The organism is Sphingobacterium sp. UBA7249 (genome assembly GCF_002472835.1).
GTDB lineage: Bacteria > Bacteroidota > Bacteroidia > Sphingobacteriales > Sphingobacteriaceae > Sphingobacterium > Sphingobacterium prati.
This window is the reverse complement of the sequence record NZ_DKST01000015.1, coordinates 486813-509603: the sequence shown is the minus strand read 5'-3', so window position 1 is coordinate 509603 and position 22791 is coordinate 486813. Positions and strand designations below refer to the sequence as shown.

The 22791-nt window shown below is 40.2% G+C and carries 18 protein-coding genes; 13 read left to right on the top strand and 5 right to left on the bottom strand.

Going from position 1 to position 22791, the window contains the following annotated elements; translation table 11 throughout:
* Positions 1-30: 30 nt before the first annotated feature.
* A complete protein-coding gene (locus B4A24_RS12890; RefSeq protein WP_293945465.1) occupies positions 31-3201 on the top strand; it encodes an efflux RND transporter permease subunit in 3171 nt (1056 codons plus the stop codon).
* 140 nt (positions 3202-3341) lie between these two features.
* Complete coding sequence (locus B4A24_RS12885) at positions 3342-3953, top strand: HAD family hydrolase (protein WP_293945464.1); 612 nt, start codon at positions 3342-3344, stop codon at positions 3951-3953.
* 137 nt (positions 3954-4090) lie between these two features.
* Here B4A24_RS12885 and B4A24_RS12880 read toward each other — a convergent pair whose 3' ends face one another.
* The gene (locus tag B4A24_RS12880; RefSeq protein ID WP_293945463.1) at positions 4091-5473 is read right to left on the bottom strand and encodes a hypothetical protein; all 1383 of its coding nucleotides are present in this window, start codon (positions 5471-5473) and stop codon (positions 4091-4093) included.
* A gap of 14 nt (positions 5474-5487) precedes the next feature.
* A complete protein-coding gene (locus B4A24_RS12875; RefSeq protein ID WP_293945462.1) occupies positions 5488-6093 on the bottom strand; it encodes an RNA polymerase sigma factor in 606 nt (201 codons plus the stop codon).
* Positions 6094-6319: 226 nt separating this feature from the next.
* Here B4A24_RS12875 and lysS point away from each other — a divergent pair, with 226 nt between their 5' ends.
* The 6 genes from lysS (at position 6320) to coaA (ending at position 12930) form a co-directional block, all read left to right on the top strand.
* Positions 6320-8038, top strand: coding sequence for a lysine--tRNA ligase (lysS, locus tag B4A24_RS12870; protein ID WP_293945461.1), 1719 nt, complete (start codon positions 6320-6322; stop codon positions 8036-8038).
* A gap of 456 nt (positions 8039-8494) precedes the next feature.
* Positions 8495-9550 carry a patatin-like phospholipase family protein gene (locus B4A24_RS12865; RefSeq protein WP_293945460.1) on the top strand — a complete coding sequence of 352 codons (1056 nt, stop codon included), beginning with the start codon at positions 8495-8497 and terminating at the stop codon, positions 9548-9550.
* A gap of 31 nt (positions 9551-9581) precedes the next feature.
* The gene (locus tag B4A24_RS12860) at positions 9582-10814 is read left to right on the top strand and encodes a nucleoside recognition domain-containing protein (protein ID WP_293945458.1); all 1233 of its coding nucleotides are present in this window, start codon (positions 9582-9584) and stop codon (positions 10812-10814) included.
* A gap of 158 nt (positions 10815-10972) precedes the next feature.
* The gene (locus B4A24_RS12855; RefSeq protein ID WP_172394264.1) at positions 10973-11353 is read left to right on the top strand and encodes a methylglyoxal synthase; all 381 of its coding nucleotides are present in this window, start codon (positions 10973-10975) and stop codon (positions 11351-11353) included.
* 24 nt (positions 11354-11377) lie between these two features.
* Positions 11378-11779, top strand: coding sequence for an OsmC family protein (locus B4A24_RS12850; RefSeq protein ID WP_172394265.1), 402 nt, complete (start codon positions 11378-11380; stop codon positions 11777-11779).
* Between the two features lie 191 nt (positions 11780-11970).
* On the top strand, positions 11971-12930 hold the full coding sequence (gene coaA / locus B4A24_RS12845) for a type I pantothenate kinase (protein ID WP_293945456.1): 960 nt from the start codon (positions 11971-11973) through the stop codon (positions 12928-12930).
* On the opposite strand, the gene B4A24_RS12840 is transcribed toward coaA, so the two are convergent.
* A complete protein-coding gene (locus tag B4A24_RS12840; protein WP_293945455.1) occupies positions 12927-13775 on the bottom strand; it encodes a mechanosensitive ion channel family protein in 849 nt (282 codons plus the stop codon). The two genes, coaA and B4A24_RS12840, sit on opposite strands and share 4 nt — an antisense overlap.
* A gap of 176 nt (positions 13776-13951) precedes the next feature.
* Here B4A24_RS12840 and B4A24_RS12835 point away from each other — a divergent pair, with 176 nt between their 5' ends.
* From B4A24_RS12835 to B4A24_RS12820, 4 genes are all read left to right on the top strand, one after another.
* Entirely contained in the window at positions 13952-16051 is a 2100-nt protein-coding gene (locus tag B4A24_RS12835; RefSeq protein WP_293945453.1) for a heavy metal translocating P-type ATPase, read from the top strand.
* Positions 16052-16213: 162 nt separating this feature from the next.
* Positions 16214-18784: a DNA gyrase subunit A gene (gene gyrA, locus B4A24_RS12830; RefSeq protein ID WP_293945452.1), complete on the top strand. Its 2571-nt coding sequence runs from the start codon at positions 16214-16216 to the stop codon at positions 18782-18784.
* A gap of 5 nt (positions 18785-18789) precedes the next feature.
* The gene (locus tag B4A24_RS12825; protein WP_172394270.1) at positions 18790-19890 is read left to right on the top strand and encodes a tetratricopeptide repeat protein; all 1101 of its coding nucleotides are present in this window, start codon (positions 18790-18792) and stop codon (positions 19888-19890) included.
* A 2-nt stretch (positions 19891-19892) separates the two neighbouring features.
* Positions 19893-21065 (top strand): tetratricopeptide repeat protein, encoded by a 1173-nt coding sequence (locus tag B4A24_RS12820; RefSeq protein ID WP_172394271.1) that lies wholly within the window; start codon positions 19893-19895, stop codon positions 21063-21065.
* A 208-nt stretch (positions 21066-21273) separates the two neighbouring features.
* On the opposite strand, the gene B4A24_RS12815 is transcribed toward B4A24_RS12820, so the two are convergent.
* Positions 21274-21708: an FKBP-type peptidyl-prolyl cis-trans isomerase gene (locus tag B4A24_RS12815; protein ID WP_172394272.1), complete on the bottom strand. Its 435-nt coding sequence runs from the start codon at positions 21706-21708 to the stop codon at positions 21274-21276.
* Positions 21709-21912: 204 nt separating this feature from the next.
* Entirely contained in the window at positions 21913-22323 is a 411-nt protein-coding gene (locus B4A24_RS12810; RefSeq protein ID WP_293945447.1) for an OsmC family protein, read from the bottom strand.
* A gap of 198 nt (positions 22324-22521) precedes the next feature.
* Here B4A24_RS12810 and B4A24_RS12805 point away from each other — a divergent pair, with 198 nt between their 5' ends.
* A complete protein-coding gene (locus B4A24_RS12805; RefSeq protein WP_293945445.1) occupies positions 22522-22773 on the top strand; it encodes a hypothetical protein in 252 nt (83 codons plus the stop codon).
* Positions 22774-22791 lie beyond the last annotated feature (18 nt).

Here is a 22791-nt window from a genome sequence, read left to right as displayed (position 1 = left end):
ATTTTTTAAAGAGAATCTAAAAGATATAGAATGATTTCAGAAGTATTTATTAAGAGGCCAGTTACCGCAATCGTTATTTCGATATTGATTTCAATCATCGGAATTATTGCGGTATCCACGCTGCCAATTAGCCAGTATCCTTCTATTGCACCTCCAACAGTAACGGTTACAGCCAATTATACTGGTGCAGATGCACAGACGGTTGAACAAACTGTGACTACACTCATTGAGAGTCAGATCAACGGTACACCTGGCATGATTTATATGTCATCCAATAGTACTTCAAATGGTCAAGCAACAATTACTGTTACATTTGAAGTAGGTACTGACATTGATATAGCAACCCTGGACGTGCAAAACCGTGTGGGAATTGCTGAACCAGCCCTACCAGAAGCTGTACGTCGTTTAGGGATTACAACCCGTAAAGCCAATAACGATATCCTGATGTTGGTTGCCCTGACCTCACCAAAAGGAACCAGGGATGAGAATTTCTTGGCCAATTACAACAACTTATACGTTAAAGATGCATTATTGCGTGTTAAAGGTGTCGGTGATGTAACAGCATTTGGACAGCCATTCTCCATGCGGGTATGGTTAGATGCCAACAAATTAGCTAACCTAAGCATGACACCTGCTGATGTATCTACAGCGATTGCCGAACAAAACTCCCGTATACCAGGGGGTAGTGTTGGAGGGCGCCCACAAGAGTCGTCAACGGTGTTTGAATATCCAGTTATTACGGATAGTGACCTCTCAAACCCAGAGGACTTTGAAAATATCGTTGTTAAGACCAACAAAGATGGATCTATCGTACTTTTAAAGGATGTTGCACGTGTTGAATTAGGTCAATTCAATTATGGTACATCATCTACCGTCAATGGCATGACCTCATCTGCGATGATGATTAACCAGACGCCGGGAGGAAATGCCGTAGAGTCTGCAGAAGGTATTGTCACTGCTCTGGAAAAATTGAAACAGTCCTTCCCAACCGACGTCGATTATACCATCAGTTACGAAACAGTATCTGTGGTAAATGCGTCGATATCTTCGGTAATTCATACCTTGGTTGAAGCATTGATTTTAGTAACGGTAGTGGTATTTTTCTTCCTTCAAAGCTGGAGAGCAACATTAATCCCCGTACTAGCAATTCCGGTGTCCATAATCGGTACCTTCATCTTCTTCCTGATGTTTGGTTTTTCGGTCAACAACTTAACCATGCTTGCTTTTGTACTCGCCATTGGTATTGTGGTGGATGACGCCATCGTTGTGGTCGAAGCCGTACAACACTATATCGACCATTATAAGCTGGATGCAAAAGAAGCGACACGTCGCGCCATGGGCGATATCACGGCTCCGGTTATTGCAATTGCATTAATTTTGGCCGCAGTATTCGTTCCTGTAGGTTTTATCCCTGGGATGGTAGGTAAGTTGTACCAACAATTTGCCATCACGATCGCTGTCTCTGTTATGTTGTCAGCATTTATTGCCCTTTCTTTAACACCTGCTTTATGTTCCATTTTATTGAAACCCACCGCTGTACACGAGGGAGCAAAAGGATTGAACAAGTTCTTCTACAAATTTAACGTATGGTTTGAAAAAGTAACCATCAGATACTCCAGGGGTGTAAAACAGGCTATTAAAAAGGCACCACTTGTATTGATTATCCTGCTATGCATTTTTATCGGAACAGGCTGGATGTTTACAACCAAGCCAACAGGATTCATCCCTTCCGAGGATGGTGGCGCATTTTTCGCAGGTATTACGCTGCCAGAGGGTTCTTCTTCTGCACGTACAAATGAAGTCCTTAAAGAGATTGAAGCCGATCTACATAAGACTTTTCCTGAAATCAAGTATGTTACCGCGATCTCTGGTATCAATATCCTGAACCGTGCGTTCAAATCCAATGGTGCAACAGTGTTTGTGTCGCTAAAACCTTGGGAAACGCGTACGCGTACAGCAAACGACATTGCAGGTATGATCATGGGTAAATACATGGGGTATACAAAAGCAAGAGTACTTGCGGTAACACCTCCTGCAATTCCAGGTCTGGGTACTTCAGGCGGTTTTTCTATGCAAGTTCAGGATTTGCAAACTGTCAATATCAAAGACTTCGAAGCTACAGTGGGCAAATTCTTAATGGCAGCCAATCAACGTCCTGAAATTGGAATGGCTTATACGATGTTTAACACGAATTCTCCAAACTATAAATTGGAAGTAAATCGTGAACAGGCTAAACGTATGGGTGTACCAATTTCAAGTATTTATTCGACAATATCTGCCTATCTGGGAAGTAGTTATGTAAACGACTTTACAAAGTACGGTCGTAGTTACCGTGTCGTTACTCAAGCTGATATACCATATCGTATGAATATTGAAGACATCAACAAATTATATGTCAATAATATTTCTGGAAACCCTGTACCAGTGGGTACCTTGGTGAAATATGAATTGACGACGATGCCTTCTATCATCAACCACTACAACATCTTTAGAAGTATCGAAATAAATGGTAGCTCGGCACCCGGTTATTCCTCAGGTGATGCATTGAAAGCGCTGCAGGAAGTAGCCGCACAAACATTACCAGAAGGTTTTGATTATCAATTCTCAGGTCTGTCTCTTCAAGAAATGCAATCTGGGTCTAAGACTATTCAAATTTTTGCGCTCTGTATCCTATTTGTATTTTTGTTATTAGCAGCATTATACGAAAGCTGGTCAGTTCCGTTCTCCATTTTATTGTCGGTTCCTTTAGGTGTATTTGGGGCTATATTGACGCTAACTTTAATCCCTACGTTGGACAATAACATCTATGCGCAAATTGGTTTGGTGACGATCATTGGTCTTGCGGCTAAGAATGCGATCCTAATCGTAGAATTTGCGAAAGAACGGGTTGATATCGGGATGAATCTCTATGAGGCGACATTGGATGCCGTAAAATTACGTTTACGTCCGATCATCATGACATCTTTTGCCTTTATCTTAGGTATCATTCCATTGATGTTATCGCATGGAGCTGGAGCAATTTCTCGCCAAACCATCGGTTGGACAGTATTTGGCGGTATGACTGCAGCAACACTCCTTGCTATCTTTATCGTTCCAGTGCTATTCGTCGTGATTACACGTATGGCATATGGTAAGAAAAAATTAGCTGAATTAGAAGCTAATTTCGATGAAGAAAAAGCGAAAAACTTAAGTGCACACTAAGCAAACAACGGTTTGCAGTATGCGGCACTAATTACAATAGTACGCTTAAGCGGCCTTTCTTTCCGACGAAAGAAAGGCCGCTTGCTTTTTTGCGCTTCCAATTATAATTTCTAATTTTACCACATACGATCTAAAAGCATATGTCACCTGAATCACAACGCAAATTTGAACTACTAAATCTTCTTGCCGAATCCTATGACGCCTTATTATTTGATGTCGATGGCACATTGGCGGACAACATGGATGCCCATAAGCAGGCCTATAAAGCTGCCGCCAAACAGTATGGTGTTGAGCTTGATGTCAATCTCATTGATGAAACCGCCGGCTGGCCTACGGTGGCCGTTGCTGCGGAAATCAGCAAACGCTATGGTGTTGACTTTGACCACGAGGAATTCTCCACACTTAAGTCTACGATATTTAGAGATGAATATGTTTTTAAAACAAAACCGGTCGATTATGTTGTTGAGCATTTGAAGTACCAAAAAGGTAAAAAACATATTGCAGCCGTCTCTGGCGGAACAAGGACAACCTTGTCCATGACGCTGAATACTATCGGTGTATGGGAAGATCTTGAAACGTTAGTTTGTGCCGGAGATACTCCAGAGGGTAAACCGTCCCCACAACCGTTCCTCCTTGCAGCTTCACAGTTGAACATCGCTCCCGAAAAATGTTTAGTCTACGAAGATGGGATTCCAGGTGTTGAAGGTGCTAAAGCCGCTGGAATGGGCTGGGTACGCGTCGATGAGCTATAGGCAAATCTAAGTAACGATACAAAGAAGCCCTCGAATGGTAAATTCGGGGGCCTCCTTTATTCTTGATTCCCTCGGTTTCTTTGCGAACCATTCCATTCCGAAGGGTTTGTATTTATTTTTTATAACGCTTTGTTTTACTAGAAGCTTGTGATAATTTTCACCCCTCCATTGCTATAATTCAGATCAGAGGACCGCAAGCCCCCGACTGGCAATTTATAATAAGGTTCTACAGAGATGGAAAGTTTGCCAACTTTCTGTTTTCGTCCGACTGAAAAATTAACAAAACCGTTTACCTTCTTATCGTCCACATTCTTGTCTGTGGATTTTTGCTTATATTCTGTATTGTTGGTTTCATAAATCGTAGCACGTTCCTGATCCAATACACCGACATAGGAAACCCCTACTGAGGTATAGAAATTTTTACTGATCGCATAACGAACATCCACAGGAATATCCACAGTTAAGATTTTACCTGAAACCCGCTCGTTACTTTTAGCCTCTTTTGCATCAGCAGTACGCATTACAAAAGGATTACTCAAGCTGTTAGGTTGCGAAAGGTAATTTGGTGAATTGGCGACAAAAGAGTTGGATCCCATGGCCGGTGTGATAGGCGTGTTTCCTGAGACAGCACCATAATGCTGGATAGCAGCTCCCGATCGAATACTAATCTTACTCGAAACATTATAAGCTAAGGCAACTCCTCCCCCAAGCGTAATACTCTCTGAGGTAGAAGCCGGTGAAACAAATGCTCCCAACTCCCATTTGCTATCAAGATTATCCCTATCTTTTAAGACGATACTGTTCTTCCGGTTTCCTTGTTGCTCCGCATAGAGGGCAGAAAGACGTGCGGCTTCACGCTGCGTTTGTGTATAAGATGGGGTATTTGAATTCGTTGATGCCACAGTTGAATTGGATGGCGCACCAGACTTCGTTCCTGCCATGATAGCGGACGAAGCAGTAACTGTAGGATCATCCAGATTGATCTGTGCTGATCGTGTACTATTTCGCAATTGCATGGTCTGCCCTGCCCCTAAAGCGGCAAGATTATTTGATATACGAATATTATTTCCGCTAACTGCTTTTCCGCCAAATAAATCAAACCGTTCTTTTTGACTGTCATCTGCAGGGAGGCTCTCCACTTTCGAATAAGTAAACGGCCTATCCCGTAGGAGCTCCTGTGTGCTCAGGCTCTGTTCTCCAATCACTTCAGACAACGAACGTTGAAGAGATTCTTTTAAATCATTATGGTCGACGGGAACATCGTCATTTTCTTTATGCTGCGTTAAAACAGGTGAAGATGGAACTACTGTAGAATTATTTTTCAAACCCCAATAGCCCACACCAAAACATAAAAGTACAGCGGCAGCCGCACTCCAATATTTCCAAGCGGAAGAAGGCGGTGTTGTTACCTCATACTTTGATGCAAATTTTTCCCAGGAACCTTCCCGATAAGGTAGTTCATGGTCTTTTAATTGCCCAATGATTTCTTCTATCAATTCTTTTTTCTTATTGCCTTCCATTGTAACAACACTATTTATCTTATTTCTTGCACTACACCAGTATAGTCCAAGTATAATTTTCTCAGTTTTTGCTTTGCCCTTGTCAAGTACGTACGCGAAGTACTATCCGGTATATTTAGCATTTGGGCAATTTCATCATGCGAATACCCTTCTATTTCATAGAGATTAAAAATAGTTTTCTGAATTTCGGGGAGCTGCTCCAATAGGCTCAAAATTTCGTTTACCTCCAGCCGGCTATCCAATTGCACCGATGGCGTATGCATATCCCCTTCCGCCATATCTTCAACGGAATACAGCTGCTTCTTACTCCGCAAAAAGTCAATCGAGATATTTGCAGCGATTCGACCGATCCACGCCCGAAACGATTTCTCGAGGTTCTCATCGTCAATATCCTTATTGAAGGACTCCAATTTCCGAAAAATGCGAACAAAGCTCTCATTTACAAGTTCCTCTGCATCGACATCCTGCTTGACATAACGGATGATAATCGCCATGAGATAGCCATAATATTTTTTATAGACGAAAGCCTTCCCGTCCTCGCGATTTCGCAAACAACGCTCCAAGGCATCATGTAAAGATGATAGCTTCTTATTATAAAAATATGACTGAATAATTCCCACTTAAACTATTTAAATATTAAGCTTCAAATAACGAAAATAAAATTATAAAACTTAAAATCAAATAGTCGAATGTCCCCGCTTAATATCACTATTTAACTATTTTTATTCTCCTAACGGTCCCTGTTTCCATTTCGCTACATTACTTTCGAAAAAAAATCAATAAAAAGAATTGAAAAAAATGGCTATTTTTGCATGATTTTCACATTTTAAATATTATTCAGACCGAATGAGTACTGTATTATCCGAACAGGAACAACTTAGAAGACAGGCGATGCAATCGTTGTTGGATATGGGAATCGAGCCTTTTCCAGCAAATGAATTTGTCGTCAATGCACATGCTGCCGATATTTTAGAAAACTACGATAGAGATAAATTGAATTATAAGAACATTACCATTGCCGGACGCATTATGAGCCGCCGCGTGATGGGAAGTGCTTCATTTTTTGAAATTCAAGATTCTACCGGTCGTATTCAAGCTTATATCAAGCGTGATGACGTATGCCCTGATGAGAATAAAGATCTCTACAATGTTGTTTTCAAAAAACTATTGGATATTGGCGATATTGTAGGTGTCAAAGGATATGTTTTCACGACACAGACTGAAGCTATTGCAGTACACGTGGAGGAACTTACCGTATTATCCAAGTCCTTGCGTCCCCTTCCAGTGGTTAAATCCGCTGAAGGCAAAACATTCGATGCCTTTACCGATCCGGAGCAACGGTACAGAATGCGTTATGTTGACCTAATTGTAAACCCTGCTAACAAAGATATATTTGTCAAACGCACCAAACTTTTTAATGCCATGCGTCAATTTTTTAACGACGCCGGCTATATGGAAGTAGAAACACCCGTTTTACAGTCTATTCCCGGAGGTGCCGCAGCACGTCCGTTTATCACCCACCACAATGCATTGGATATTCCATTATACCTTCGTATTGCAAATGAACTTTATTTAAAAAGATTGATCGTAGGTGGTTTTGATGGGGTATACGAATTTTCCAAAAACTTCCGTAACGAAGGAATGGATCGTACCCATAATCCAGAATTTACGGCCATGGAAATCTATGTGGCTTATAAAGACTACAACTGGATGATGAATTTCACAGAACGCCTTCTGGAACACTGTGCACTTGCTGTAAACGGCACCACAGAAGCAACTTTTGGCGAACATCAAATTGATTTCAGAGCGCCATATAAGCGTATCTCGATGACCGATTCCATCAAAGAATTTACTGGATTTGATATCACCGGCAAAACCGAAGAAGAAATCCGTGTAGCGGCAAAAGGGATGGGCATCGACGTTAACGAAACAATGGGGAAAGGCAAGTTGATCGACGAGATCTTTGGTGCGAAATGTGAAGGTAATTACATCCAACCAACGTTCATCACTGATTATCCAAAAGAGATGTCTCCTTTGACGAAGAAACATCGCGATAATCCAGATTTAACAGAACGTTTCGAGTTAATGGTCTGTGGAAAAGAGATTGCCAATGCTTACTCCGAATTGAATGACCCAATTGATCAACGCGAACGCTTTGAAGATCAATTGAAACTTTCAGAAAAGGGTGATGATGAAGCCATGTTTATTGACCAGGATTTCTTGCGCTCTTTAGAATATGGTATGCCGCCTACTTCCGGTTTAGGAATAGGTATGGACCGCCTGATTATGTTCCTTACAAATAATGCTTCTATCCAAGAAGTATTGTTCTTCCCGCAGATGCGTCCTGAAAAAGTAACGAAAGTTGCCGATGTGAAGGATTATGAAGAGCAAGGTATTCCTGCCGCTTGGGTACCCGCATTACAAAAAATGGGCTTTACAACCATCGAAGCATTAAAAGAAGCTAACCCTAATAAGGTTTTTAATGATCTCGGTGGCATGCGTAAAAAATTAAAACTAGAAATAGCAATGCCTAGTAAAGACGAAGTATTTGCTTGGTTCAATTAAGTTTTATCCATTTTAAACAAAAAAGCTGTCTCAGTAAAATCTGAGGCAGCTTTTTTGTTTAAAATGGATTTGTGAAATGTTTGCAGCTGCCCGTCAAATCCATAAATCATACGGATGCTTTATGTAGCCTTTAAGTTTATACCAACTTCATATCAGTTTCATATCAACTCCTATATTAACAGCATAATAACAGGGGTATTACAGGGGGTTAACAGGGGTATAGCAGGGGTAATATCCCTGCTATACCCCTGTTAATACCTTGATAAAATTCTGCTAAATCCTTATTAATTCAGGATTTGGTATGAAGATAGTATTAAGCAGGTCACTAGCGATCACCCATTAAAGAGAAGCAATGATATTAAAGCGTATTATGACAGCGATCTTGTCAGTAAAAGAACGCTGCCAATTGTAAACATTTTTTATATTTACATATCGTGAATTAATTAATCTTTGCATATGAAGAATATTCTTGCGCTGGATGGTGGCGGTATTCGAGGAATCATTCCTGCGATGGTACTGGTGGCTCTAGAAGAGAAACTACAAAAACACACAATGGATCCCAATGCACGAATTGCCTCTTATTTTGACTTTATTGCCGGCACAAGCAGTGGTGGAATTCTAACAAGTATCTTATTATATCCTGCGGAGGGTGATCCTACCCATCCAAAGTTTTCCGCACGTGATGCCTTAAATTTATTCGTAAATCATGGAACGGAGATCTTCAATACCTCCAAATGGCGTCGCTTTTTGGGTGGATTTGGTCTAGTTAGTGAATTGTACTCATCTACTCCCTTATCGAATGTATTAGACAAATATTTTCAAAACGCAAGATTAAGTCATCTCATCAAACCCTGCATTATCACGGCCTATAACATTGAGCTACGTAAAAATCATTTTTTTAGGCAACAAAAGGCAATCACACATGGCGAAGCGCGGGATTTTTATTTAAAGGATGTCTGCAAAGCGACTTCAGCAGCCCCAACCTTCTTTCCTGTTGCCGAAATATACTCGATATCCAATACAAGGTATCCACTTATAGACGGTGGGGTATTCGCTCAAAATCCCTCCATTTGTGGTTTGCTTGAAGTATTAAAAGCCTTTAACAGCACACAGATCAACGACATGTTTATGGTATCCTTGGGTACTGGGGTATCAAAGACAGCCTATAATTACGAACACTTTAAGAAAAAGCTCGCGATTCAAATTGGACCAGCCTTAGTTGATATCATGACAAGTGCCTCTTCTGAAAGTACCGAATTCTTTATCAAGCAACTATTCAGAAGCAACGGAAAACAACAGAATTACGTTCGGCTGGAACCTGCTAACCTTTCTAGTATAAACGCCTCTTTGGATGCAGCCTCACCAAACAATATCCAAAAGCTCATCTCCTTATCCGATAAGCTCATCAGTGAACATGAGGATACACTGGATTATATCATCGAACACCTCATCAAAGAAAAGAATCAGAATAAGAAGAAAAATCCATGGAGCCAGTTGATGGATAAATTCTAAAAGGTTACTTTTACGCATATTTAAATCTATTATGGCATTAAACTACGTATGGGTTGCATTTTTTTTAATCACATTTGCCGTAGCCCTGGTAAAACTTATCTTTTTCGGAGATACCGAAATCTTTCAACAAATTGTCAATTCCATTTTTGACAGCGCTAAAAACGGAGCTGAAATCTCCTTGGGGCTAATCGGGATGATGAGTTTCGCCCTGGGAATCATGAAAATTGGTGAAAAAGGCGGTATGATCAATATCTTCGCAAAAATTGTAGGCCCTTTTTTCCATAAATTATTTCCCGAAATCCCTAAAAACCACCCTGCTCTCGGATCTATCCTGATGAATTTTTCCGCTAATGCGCTTGGTCTGGATAATGCAGCAACACCTTTGGGTCTTAAGGCGATGAAGGAACTCCAGGAACTGAATCCCAATAAGGAAACGGCAACCAATGCACAGATTATGTTTATTGTGCTCAATGCCTCCAGTCTGACCCTATTACCGATTTCCATTATGGCTTACCGCAAAGAAGCGGGTGCGCCGGATCCATCGGATGTCTTCCTTCCGATTTTGATCGCAACCTTCTTTTCGACCTTAGTGGCCTTGATCCTTGTTGCCATTTATCAGAAAATAAACCTATTCAACCGTGTTGTTTTAGGTTATTTAGGTGCCATGGGTTTATTTATCGGGGGATTATTATATTATTTTTCGGGACTACAGCAAGCCGAAATAGAGATTTTCAGCAAAGTATTTGGCAATGTGATCCTGTTTAGCCTCTTCACTTCTTTTATAGGTCTAGCGCTTTTCCGCAAAGTCAATGTATATGACTCGTTTATAGAGGGGGCTAAAGAAGGATTTGAAGTTTCCGTTAAAATTATCCCTTATTTGGTAGCTATGTTGGTTGGTATCGCTGTTTTTAGGGCCTCTGGTACAATGGACTATATGGTTGCGGGTATATCTAAAGGTATTGCCTTATGTGGTTTAGATACTTCTTTTGTTGATGCCCTGCCGGTCGCATTTATGAAACCGCTCAGCGGATCAGGTGCGCGCGGACTAATGGTTGACTTAATGAATGCCAAAGGGCCTATGGACTTTGCAGCGCGTGTTGCTTGTGTTATCCAGGGATCTACTGAAACAACATTTTACGTATTGGCAGTCTATTTTGGCGCAGTCGGCATAAAACGGACCAGACATGCTCTGCCTTGTGCCTTATTAGCGGAGTTGGCAGGTGTAATAGCGGCTATTATTATTTCCTATATTTTCTTTAAATAGTATCCTACAAATTACCTTAAGTTTCGAAATAATGGGCAATTAAAACAAACAATTTAAACTGACCTGCCCTGAATAGTAAATTTATAACTGCCTACAGATGCATCATCTATTAAAGCGGCTATTAGAAGCAAATACAAATGATTAAATAATGAACAAGGATGAAAAAAACAATCGCACTGATCGCACATGATGGCAAGAAGCCAGAAATGGTTGCTTTTGTAAAAGACCACCAAGATTTGTTGGAACATGCAAATATCATCGCAACAGGGACGACTGGTTCTTATGTACGACAAACTGGACTGCCGGTAGAATTAAAACTAAGTGGCCCTATGGGAGGTGATGCACAGATCGCTGCATTAGCCGCTGAGGGTAAAGTGGATGGTATCATCTTCTTTCGTGATCCACTTGGCAAGCATGCCCACGAGCCAGATATTCAAATGTTGATGCGTGTATGCGATCTCTACAACGTTCCATTAGCAACAAACCCTGCTACCGGAAGTTTGATTATTGAAGGCTTATTGGAAGATTTAATCGACTAACGTAAAGCTATATTATTTAAGATAATGGAAAATGAAGTTATTGTTACTATAGGTGAAACTCCCTATATCACGACTGTACAATATGGTAAACACCAAATTATTGCAGATGAGCCAAAAGACTTAGGCGGTCAGGATGAGGGGATAAACCCTACACCGCTTTTGCTCTCTTCTTTAGGTACATGCAAGGCAATCACGGTTAAAATGTATGCTGAACGAAAAAATTGGCGTTTAGAAGAGGTTATTATACGGCTTTCACACGAGATACAAACCAGTGAAAAGCAACAGACCACTTATATACAATGTCATATTAGTTTTAAGGGGGATCTGGACGAAGAGCAAAAGAAAAGACTATTTAAGATTGCCGAAAAATGCCCGGTACATAAAATCTTAACTAATCCTATTGTAATAACTTCAAATCATTTGTAATTGTTTCTTGGGATAACGGACAACACTAATTATATTTGTCCGCACAAAAAATCTTCGTACAACAATACCTGCCAATTGCAGTAAAAGATAATGAAGGTTCTTATTTGTCGCTGAATAGGTAAAAGTGCGCTGTAACAGCAAAAATAAGAAGGAATCAATAATACATATACGTTCAATAAAACAGCAAATAGATGCAATTGGATCCACAAATAGCAATAGACTCTCCTTTTAGATCAATTAAACGGGAAGACTGGAAAAATCTAAATGGAAAGATATTGCATAACTTCAGCTCCGAAGATCTGGAAAACCTGCATGCGCTCAACGAGCCATTGACAAACCAGGAGATCGAAGAAGTTTATGTTCCACTAAGTCATCTGCTGGAAATTCACATCGATCGTTTCCAAGGCCTGCATCAACGAACAAACCGTTTTTTCGGTAAAGAAGAAAGCAAATTACCTTATATTATCGGGATCGCCGGATCTGTAGCCGTGGGGAAAAGTACAACAGCAAGGGTATTGCAACGGGTGCTGAGTATGTTGCCCTCCAAACCGAAAGTGGATTTGGTGACCACGGATGGTTTTCTTTACCCCAATCAACAATTGATCGAGAGAGGTATCCTGAACCGTAAAGGATTTCCGGAAAGCTATGATGCCAAACGATTAATCCATTTTCTTTCTGCGGTTAAATCCGGAGCGCCTAAAATAACTGTTCCGGTCTATAGTCACCTCGTTTACGACGTACTGCCAGATGACCAACAACAGATCATTGAACAGCCGGATATTTTAATCGTCGAAGGTATTAACGTATTACAGGTCAACTCACAACGCCCCCGTAAAGGACATAGTGTCTTCGTTTCCGATTTTTTCGATTATTCGATCTACGTACATGCCAGTGAGAAAAACCTCATCGAGTGGTATACCAATAGGTTTGAATCCTTACGGGCGACAGCCTTTCAGAATCCGGCTTCGTTTTTCCATAAATATGCAGATATGTCACCCGAAGAAAGTAATGCCATGGCCGTCAATATCTGGAATGAGATCAATAAGCCTAACTTGATCAAGAATATCTTACCGACTCGCTATCGAGCGGATCTTATCTTAGAAAAAGGCAGCCACCACTTTGTCAAGAATGTGAAAGTCAGAAAGATCTAATTGATCATTCCTTTAAATTGAAGGACCTGATTCAGGATCTTGCTCTGTACTTGCTGGTGAATCCGATTACTTGAAGATATCGTACTGACTTCAACTTTATATTTCACATAGTCTTTGGCCAGGTCCGCTATTTTCACTGTAAAACCCTGACTATGATCTAAATTGGAGTTATTTTGGAACAATGGCTTAAAATAGCTTTCGAGCACTTCCACGGCTACAGCGCGATCTGCCGGCAATTCAAATTTTACGACAATTTTATTCGATTTCTGCGAAGTCTTGTTGACTAACGTCGCTGTAAACACCAAATTATTGGGAATCATCACGGCATCATCATCTTCATCTCTGACAACGAGGTTAGCCAAAGTAATATCGACAATTTTACCCTGATACTCTCCTATTTTTATACGATCGCCAACGGAAAACTGATCCGAGAACATAATAATCAATCCCGATATCATATTGGTAATATACTCCCTAAAGATAACCGCGATAGCCATCGCTACAATAGTCATGCTGGTTATAAAGTCCTTCGGGTTGATCCCGACAGCAATCATTACACTAACAATAATGAAAAATACATTTCCCACAGTTGCTACACGTGTGATGCCCAACACAAAATTACCACGCACAACCTGATGTTCATTTCTGCTGTTGTAAAGTTTAACGAGAATAAAATGACCGATCGAAATCAGCACACTGGCTGTTAAAAAAGTATTCAATCCGTATGCAATATTCCGAATGACCTCCCGTTGCTTATAAAAGGCCTCAAATTGTACAAATGAAGCGGTCAGCGCAATAAGCAGAATAATCCGTACGATAAAGGAAATAGAAATAGCTTTCGTCATTTTTAAATGTTGATGATTTGCAAATAAAAACAAATTTATCGTTTTCTCCACGGTGACCAAAGATTTTTTTCGTATACAGAAGCGCTAAACCTGTTATAGGACTAAACAATTTTACTTTACCTAAAAAGCATTATCAGGAAATACCTATCTTTGCCTAAAGCATTACAGACTATTAAATGAAGGAATCCAACGTGCAAACTGAACTCAACGTAACCGGAATGCACTGTACGAATTGTGCTATTTCAATTCATAAATACCTGGAAAACAAGGGCGCTAAGGAGATTTACGTTGATTTCACTTCAGATGAAGTAAAGTTCTCCAATATTCCCCAGGATCAGGTCCCGCAGCTTGTCAAAGGCATAGAATCATTGGGCTATAAAGTCATCAAGGATAAGGATGGCAAAGTGAGTTTTTGGAAATCAGTCGAATTTAAATTTATCATTTGCCTATTCTTCACCATTCCACTATGGAGCCACATGTTTATCGACATTCCCTTGCTGCATGACCCCTATATACAGCTGGCTTTTTGTACTCCGGTCTACCTTATTGGTTGCCTATACTTTGGCAATAGCGCCTTGCGTTCGCTCTGGAATAAAATGCCCAACATGGATGTACTGATCTTTGTCGGGTCCACTGCGGCCTTTGTCTATAGCGCTATTGGCACATATTATCACTTGGGACACGATTATCAATTTTACGAAACTTGTGCAACGATTATTACGTTGGTCTTTATGGGTAACGTTCTTGAAAAACGCGCTGTTACCAAGACTACATCTGCCATCAAAGATCTGGTTAAATATCAGGACATTAAGGCAATTAAAATTGAGAACGATAATGAAATTGAAATTTCCGCCAGGGAGATTAAATTCGGAGATATCCTGAAAGTGAATACTGGAGGCCTGATTCCGGCAGATGGTGATATCCTAGATGGATATGCCTGGATTGATGAATCCATGATTACGGGAGAGAGTCTCCCAGTCGAAAAAACAAAATATGACGCCGTAATTGGCGGTACACTGGTAACAGCCGGTAACATCAGAATCTCCGCCACCAAAGTGGGTTCTAAAAGTGTTTTATATCAGATTATTCAATTAATTAAAGACGCGCAGAGCAAAAAACCGACTATTCAAAAATTTGGCGATAAAGTAGCAGCCTATTTTGTACCTATTGTTATCACGATCGCGTTTTTCACCTTCTTTATTGCTTATTTTATAGCCCAATTACCTTTACAACATGCGTTGATGAACGCCATTGCGACACTGGTCGTCTCCTGCCCCTGTGCGATGGGTCTGGCTACACCGACAGCAGTGATGGTCGGCCTTGGTCGAGCAGCCAAACAAGGTATACTCATTAAAGGCGGGAGCACGATTGAAGAATTGTCTGAAATCAAGCAAATGGTCTTTGACAAGACAGGAACCTTGACAACAGGGGATTTTAATATCAAAGCCATTCAGACCTTTGGCATTGAGCAATCCCAGGTTGAATCCATCATTGCTCAATTAGAAAGTTATTCCAGTCACCCAATCGCACAATCTATCCGCAAACAGCTCAAGGAAATAAAGTCATACCGCATTATTTTCAAAGAAGTCAACGAAATAAAGGGACAAGGAATATTTGCCACGGATACCAATGGAAACAGCTACTCGATTTGTAATGCGAAAATTGGCAAGAAAGATTATTCCAATAGGTACGATCTGACGTTGACCATCAATGAAGTGGTCATCGCAGGTATCGTTCTTGAAGATCAGATCAAACCCTACGCAAAAGAACTTATACAACATTTAAAGGACAAGGGTATCAGACCCATTCTATTGAGTGGCGATAGACAAAGCAAATGTGAACGAACAGCGCAAAAGCTTGGCATAGCCGATGTTTACTGGGAAAAATCGCCCAGCGAAAAACTAACGGTTCTATCCGACCTAAAAAAGACAGCACTTACAGCGATGATTGGTGATGGTATCAATGATGCTCCTGCCCTTACTGCAGCCGACGTTGGCATTTCACTTGGTGACGCCACGCACATTGCTATCCAATCTGCAAAAGTCATTTTATTGAACAACGATTTGAAATCCATCGAGAAGCTTCTACAAATAGGTCATCATACCCTATTGACTATCAAGCAAAATCTCTTTTGGGCATTTGCTTATAATATTATCGCGATCCCATTAGCCGCTGCGGGGTTCTTAGGCCCCATGCTCGCAGCTTTAAGTATGGCCTTCTCTGACCTCATTGTCATCGGTAACTCCATCCGTCTGCGCTTTAAAAAATTGAAATAAAAACAATACGACATAAGTACCAAGACAATCCATAAAAGATTGTCTTTTTTGTGTATATTAGGGTTGAATTCATTCGCTTTTGAGGTTAAATTTTTGTAACTTCGCATGCGTAGCAAGCCAATTAAAAGGCTTGCTTACTAGTTTTATTGAAACCAAATTCATATGGCTGAAGAAACAGAAAACGACAACAATCTTGTTCCGGCAAACGACCGGATTATCCCAATCAATATCGAGGATCAGATGAAGTCTGCTTACATTGACTACTCCATGTCTGTCATTGTATCGCGGGCACTTCCTGATGCACGTGATGGTATGAAGCCCGTACACAGACGTGTTCTTTATGGTATGTTGGACTTAGGGGTTACCAGTGGTAAGCCTTATAAAAAGTCTGCCCGTATCGTTGGTGACGTATTAGGTAAATATCACCCACATGGTGATTCATCCGTTTACGATACCATGGTTCGTATGGCTCAAGATTGGAGTTTGCGCTATCCGTTGGTAGATGGTCAGGGTAACTACGGTTCCATTGACGGTGATCCTCCTGCGGCGATGCGTTATACGGAGGCGAGATTAAAAAAGATTGCCGAAGAAATGCTATCCGATATCAATAAAGATACTGTTGATTTCCAGAATAACTTTGATGATTCCCTACAGGAGCCTACTGTATTACCTACGCGTATCCCTAACCTCTTGGTTAATGGAGCTTCAGGTATCGCTGTAGGTATGGCAACGAATATGGCCCCGCACAACCTTTCTGAGGTGATTGACGGCACCATTGCCTTCATCGACAACCGTGATATTGAAGTACCCGAATTAATGCAACATATCAAGGGGCCTGATTTCCCTACAGGAGCATTAATCTATGGTTACGCGGGTGTTCAGGACGCTTGCAATACAGGCCGTGGTCGTATCGTTATGCGAGCAAAGGCAGAAATCGAAACGACCAAATCCGGAAAAGAGCAAATTATAGTGACCGAAATCCCTTATCAGGTGAATAAGGCCAATATGATCGAACGTACGGCTGAATTGGTCAACGAAAAGAAACTGGAAGGCATTTCGGCTATCCGCGATGAGTCTGACCGTACCGGTATGCGTGTCGTTTATGACATTAAACGTGATGCCAATGCCAATGTTGTTCTAAACAATTTATTCAAGTATACAGCGCTACAAACTTCTTTTTCAGTCAATAATATCGCCTTAGTTAAAGGAAGACCTGTACTGATGAATCTAAAAGATATGATTCGTGAGTTTGTTGAGCATAGACACGATGTTATCGTCAGACGTACACGTTACGAATTGGCGGAAGCAGAGAAACGTGCGCATATCCTGGAAGGATACTTGATCGCCCTGGATCATTTGGATGAAGTCATCAAATTAATCCGTAACTCCGATACACCCGAAGATGCACGCGTTGGATTGATGGAGCAATTCGGTCTATCCGATCTTCAGGCCCGTGCTATTCTGGATATGACCTTGCGTCGTCTGACAGGACTGGAACGTGATAAGATCAAAGAAGAATATGCTGAATTGATGAAAACAATTGACTATTTGAAATCGATATTGGCAGACGAAGAGCTCCGCATGAAGATCATCAAAGATGAGTTGATTGAGATCAAAGAAAAATATGGTGACGAACGTAGGTCGCAGATCGTTCACTCTGCCGAAGACATGCGTATGGAAGACTTTATTGATGACGAAGAAATCGTGATCACAATCTCCCATAACAGCTATGTAAAACGTACGCCGTTAACCGAATATAAACGTCAAGGTCGTGGTGGCCGTGGATCAATCGGAACAAACACGCGCGAAGAGGATTTCACGGAACATATCATTACAGCTTCGGCGCACAACTATATGCTTCTATTTACCGAAGCAGGTCGCTGTTTCTGGTTGCGTGCATTCGAGATCCCTGAAGGAAGCCGTACTTCACGTGGCCGTGCACTTCAAAACATCATCAACGTACCGAAGGAAGAGAAAATCAAGGCCTTTATCTTAGTGAAGAACCTGAAAGACCAGGAATACCTGGAAAACAACTTCATTATCATGTGTACTAAAAAAGGTACCATCAAGAAAACGTCTTTGGAAGCCTATTCCCGTCCAAGAGCAAATGGTATTAATGCAATCAACATCAACGAAGGTGATCAATTGATCGAAGCTTGTTTGACTACAGGAAGCAGCGAAATTGTGATGGCACTGCGTTCTGGTAGAGCAATTCGCTTTAATGAATCTACAGTACGTCCAATGGGCCGGACAGCGACAGGAGTTAGAGGTATCACCCTGTCTTCCGAAAGTGATGAGGTGATTGGCATGATTAGTGTCGATGATTCAGAGACAACTGTATTGGTGGTTTCAGAAAAAGGTTATGGAAAACGTACTGATATCGAAGATTACCGTGTCACAAACCGTGGAGGTAAGGGTGTCAAAACAATCAATGTAACTGACAAAACAGGTGAGTTGGTAGCGATTAAAGGTGTTACAGATGCAGAAGACCTTATGATCATCAATAAATCAGGAATTGTCATCCGGATTGCTGTCGAAGGATTACGTGTCATGGGTCGTGCAACACAAGGGGTAAGACTCATTAATCTGAAAGACAATGACGAGATTGCTTCCATCACAAAAGTTGATCGTGAAGAAGAATCTGAGGAAGAGTCTGAGGAGACCGAAAATTCAACAGAAGGAGATAACGAAGGATTAACTTCTGAGGAAAATATAGATTCAAACGAAGAATAAACTGAATGAAAAACTTACTGATATCATTGTTCATATCTGCAAGTAGTTTAACTGTTGTTGCCCAATCAAATTTGAAAGAGGGCAGCAACAGTTTTGCTTTATATACCAAAACTGGCGATTTTAAAAATCTTGAAAATGCCCGTAAGTTTGCCGATGCAGCATTCCAATCCAAAAAAGATTCGGCGTCTGTCAACAACAATCTTCTGAGGGCCTTGGTATACAGTTCGCTGGCAGTTGCGGATTCAACTAGAAAACAACAGTATAAACTAGACCCTATAGATATATCCATTAAGTCATTAAGATTATTAGATGCAAAAAAAGCACGCCGGAATTTTCCTGCCGAAATGGATTATATCCGTCAAAATCTTGCTGGCGCGATCTCCTATCAAGGTGGTGTTGCTTTAAAAGAAGAAAAGTTTGATAAAGCGTATAAAGCTTACCTTCGTATAGATTCACTTGGTTTTAAAAATAGTGATCTGAAATATAATCTTGCTGTACTCGCCGGGAAAAACAAAGACTATATGAATTCAATCAAATACTATGATGAACTCATTAAAGGGGAAAGTCCCAAACCAAACTACTTTTTAGAATTAGCGCAAATTTATAGTTTAGGGGGTACTAAACAGGATGTGTTAAACGTTTTAGAGAAAGGTCATGCTGTATTCCCGGAGAATAAGCAAATACTTTTTAGATTGATCGATGTGTATTCGGCTAATAGTTCGTATGATGCTATATTGAACGTTATCGCTGATGCAATTCGTTTAGAGCCTGAGAATGTTGAATTAAATTACATTGCCGGTTATTCTTACGAAAATGCAAATGATCTGAAAAAAGCAAAAGAATATTATAACAATGTATTAAGGTTAGATCCAAACAACTATGAATCTAATTTGGCCTTAGGTTTGATTAATCTCGAAACGCTATTAAAAGATCCGACAAATCAAGATATTCAAGATTTGACTGTCGAATATCTATTAAAAGCAAACGAGATCAGACCTTATGATGTTAATGCCTTAAAAGCATTGGCAAAATATTATACGCTTATTGAGGATGCATCACAATTAGACAGGGTAAATTTATTATTGAATCAATTAACAGTTAAATAGATATGAATTTAAAATCTCTATTATTATTAGCGGCAATAGGTACTGTTTCTACATCAGTTTCTTTCGCCCAAACGGGTAACGTAAAAAAAGCAAAAACTGGTCTTGCAAAATTTCAGGAATTAAAAGAAGCGGGTACTGCACAATTAGGCCTACCTAATCTAAAATCGGCAAAAGAAGCTATCGACGCTGCTGTTATCAACGAAAAAACAAAAGATAATGCAGAAGCTTGGACAGTATATGCTTTGGTCAACGCAAACCTATCTACTATAGATAAATCTAGCGAATTAGCAAAATTAGCGGAAGATGGTATTGCCAAAGCAAAACAATTGGATACCGATGGAGCTAACAAAGCAAACATCACTGTTGCAGAGCAAATTCTTGGACAATATAACTTCAATATTGGTGCAGAAGAATACCAGGCACAAAAATATGCCGATTCTTATAATTCGTTCACGAAAGCATTGACTTACCTTCCTGGAGATACGTTGGTAACTTACTACAGTGGTGTCGCCGCATTGTCCAACAAGGATTATAAAAATGCAATCGAACGTTACAAAGAGTTAATCCCTAGAAAAGACTTTTCTTCACATAAAACAATTATGGTCGATTTACCTAAATTGTATTTATCGCTGCAAGACACAACTTCCGCTCTTGAGTACGCCAAGAAAGCTGCTGAAGCTTATCCGGATGACAATGCAGCAATGACCCAAAACATCGAATTGAACTTGATTACAGGTCACGAAAAAGAGACTATTGATGCCATTACTGCACAATTGGCGAAAGATCCATCAAACAAAAGTCTGAACTATTATTTAGGGATCGCACAGTCATCTGCAAAAAATGATGAAGCGGCAATTGCTGCTTATAAAAAAGCATTGGAAATTGATCCTAACTTTTTTGAAGCCAATACAAACTTAGCAATCACGTTGATGAATAAAACACGTGAAAAACTAAATGCTGTTAATAATAATAGAAAATTGACTCAGGCGCAATACAATACTGAAGTAGATAAGATTAAAGCTGAACTAAAACCGGTATTACCTTATTTAGAAAAAGCAGTTGCTTTACAACCAAAAAATGCAGATGCGCTTACTAATCTAAAAAACTATTATGTTTTCATGCAGGACGAAGCTAAAACCACTGAAATAAATAATAAAATCAAAGAATTAGAATAATTATACTATAAGTTTTTCTAAAATAGATATAAAAAGTCCCCGGCAAAATCGGGGACTTTTTATTTGTTTTGAGGGGCCCACGTTTTCCTAAGGGACTCAGGTTTCACATAAAAAAACTTATGCATTTATTCGTAAGGGAAAATTTACTTTCTTAAATACGGGTTACTCCCTTCTTTTGTTTAGCAAGCGATCGATTTCAAGAACACCATCACAGAATCGCGATCAGTTCAATCTGAAACACCAAGGTGCATTCCCCTCCTTTTCGAGGCAGTAATTCTTCCTTTCCATAAGCTAAATGCGGTGGAAGATACACTTGCCATATCGATCCCACAGACATCATGCACATCGCCTCTTGCCAGCCTTGGATAAGTTCGTTGATATGGAATGTTTCCGGACGTTTGCGTTTGTAAGAACTGTCAAATACTGTTCCGTCCAATAGTTCACCTTTGTAATGACAGATGACTTTGGAAGTCTTGGTCGGAGTTTTACCCGCCCCTTCCGTCAATATTTTATACTGTAACCCCGACTGGCAGACGGTTACTTCCGCTTTCGTTGCATTCTCCTGTAAAAACACGATTCCTTCCCCCCTGTTCTTTTCTAATAGTGCTGTGGCGTTTAGCTTGTTCTTCTTTTTCTGTACCAAAATAATTTCGTTTAACTTTCCCTAATCCTAACCAGCTGGACTTATTACACTTGGGACGTTTGGCCGATTGTCGCTTTATAATAAACCAGTCAGAGCCAAAGTAACAGCTTTTTATTAGTTTAACGAAAAAATGCAGTTAATTTGTAATATTTCGACAAATTAACTGCATTTCTATACTGATATTACTCTTCTAAAAAATTGACCTTATAGCAAAGTAGCCTGCAATGTTTTCTCAAAATTAAATGCCTTGCTAACAGGACAATTCTCCTTTGCCTTTTGAGCAAGTGACTGAAATTCAGGATCATCAATAGCGGGGATTTTAGCGGTCAGTTCTAGTTCAGAACGGACAATTGCACCATTTTCAAATACGATGGTCGATACAGTTTTGAGCTCATCGGGGGGAAACCCGGCTTCGGTTAAAAATGCGCTCAGCTGCATTGTAAAACAGCCAGCATGGGCTGCAGCTAATAACTCCTCCGGATTGGTACCCACGCCATCCTCAAATCGTGTTGAAAATGAATATTGGGTATGATCCAATACTGTGCTGTCTGTTGTCAAATTTCCTTTACCTTCTTTTAGATTCCCGTTCCATAGGGCTGTTGCTTTTCTTCTCATGATTTTCTTTTATTGTTATATAATTATTACTGAATAATTTGCCCTGACCTTTCCAAGCTTCGCGATAAATTCTCTTCATCCACCTGACGAAAGCCTCTTATAGAACAAACGATAGTATAAAAAGTTGTGTTTTATTCCGTAAAATCATGTCGCACTTCGGCCACAAGTGTCGTTATTCAATACAATAAAACTAAACTCATGAATAAATTAACATATCTCCTCATCTTAACGGCAACATTCGTCTCCTGCAAAACCCGTCAGAATAGCCAACAAGCGCTCATTCAGGACTGTCCCGAAGAAAAAATTGTCAATAAAATCCCTGGTCCTCCCGTAAAAGGAGAATCCGAAAGAACCTATTATATTTATCAGGGGAAAAAGCTATCTCCCAAACAGTTCGATCAGGAATGGCTGAATAAAAATTGTGAGATTAAAGAGACAGTTGTTTATTAGTTTTATTTCCAAAAACAA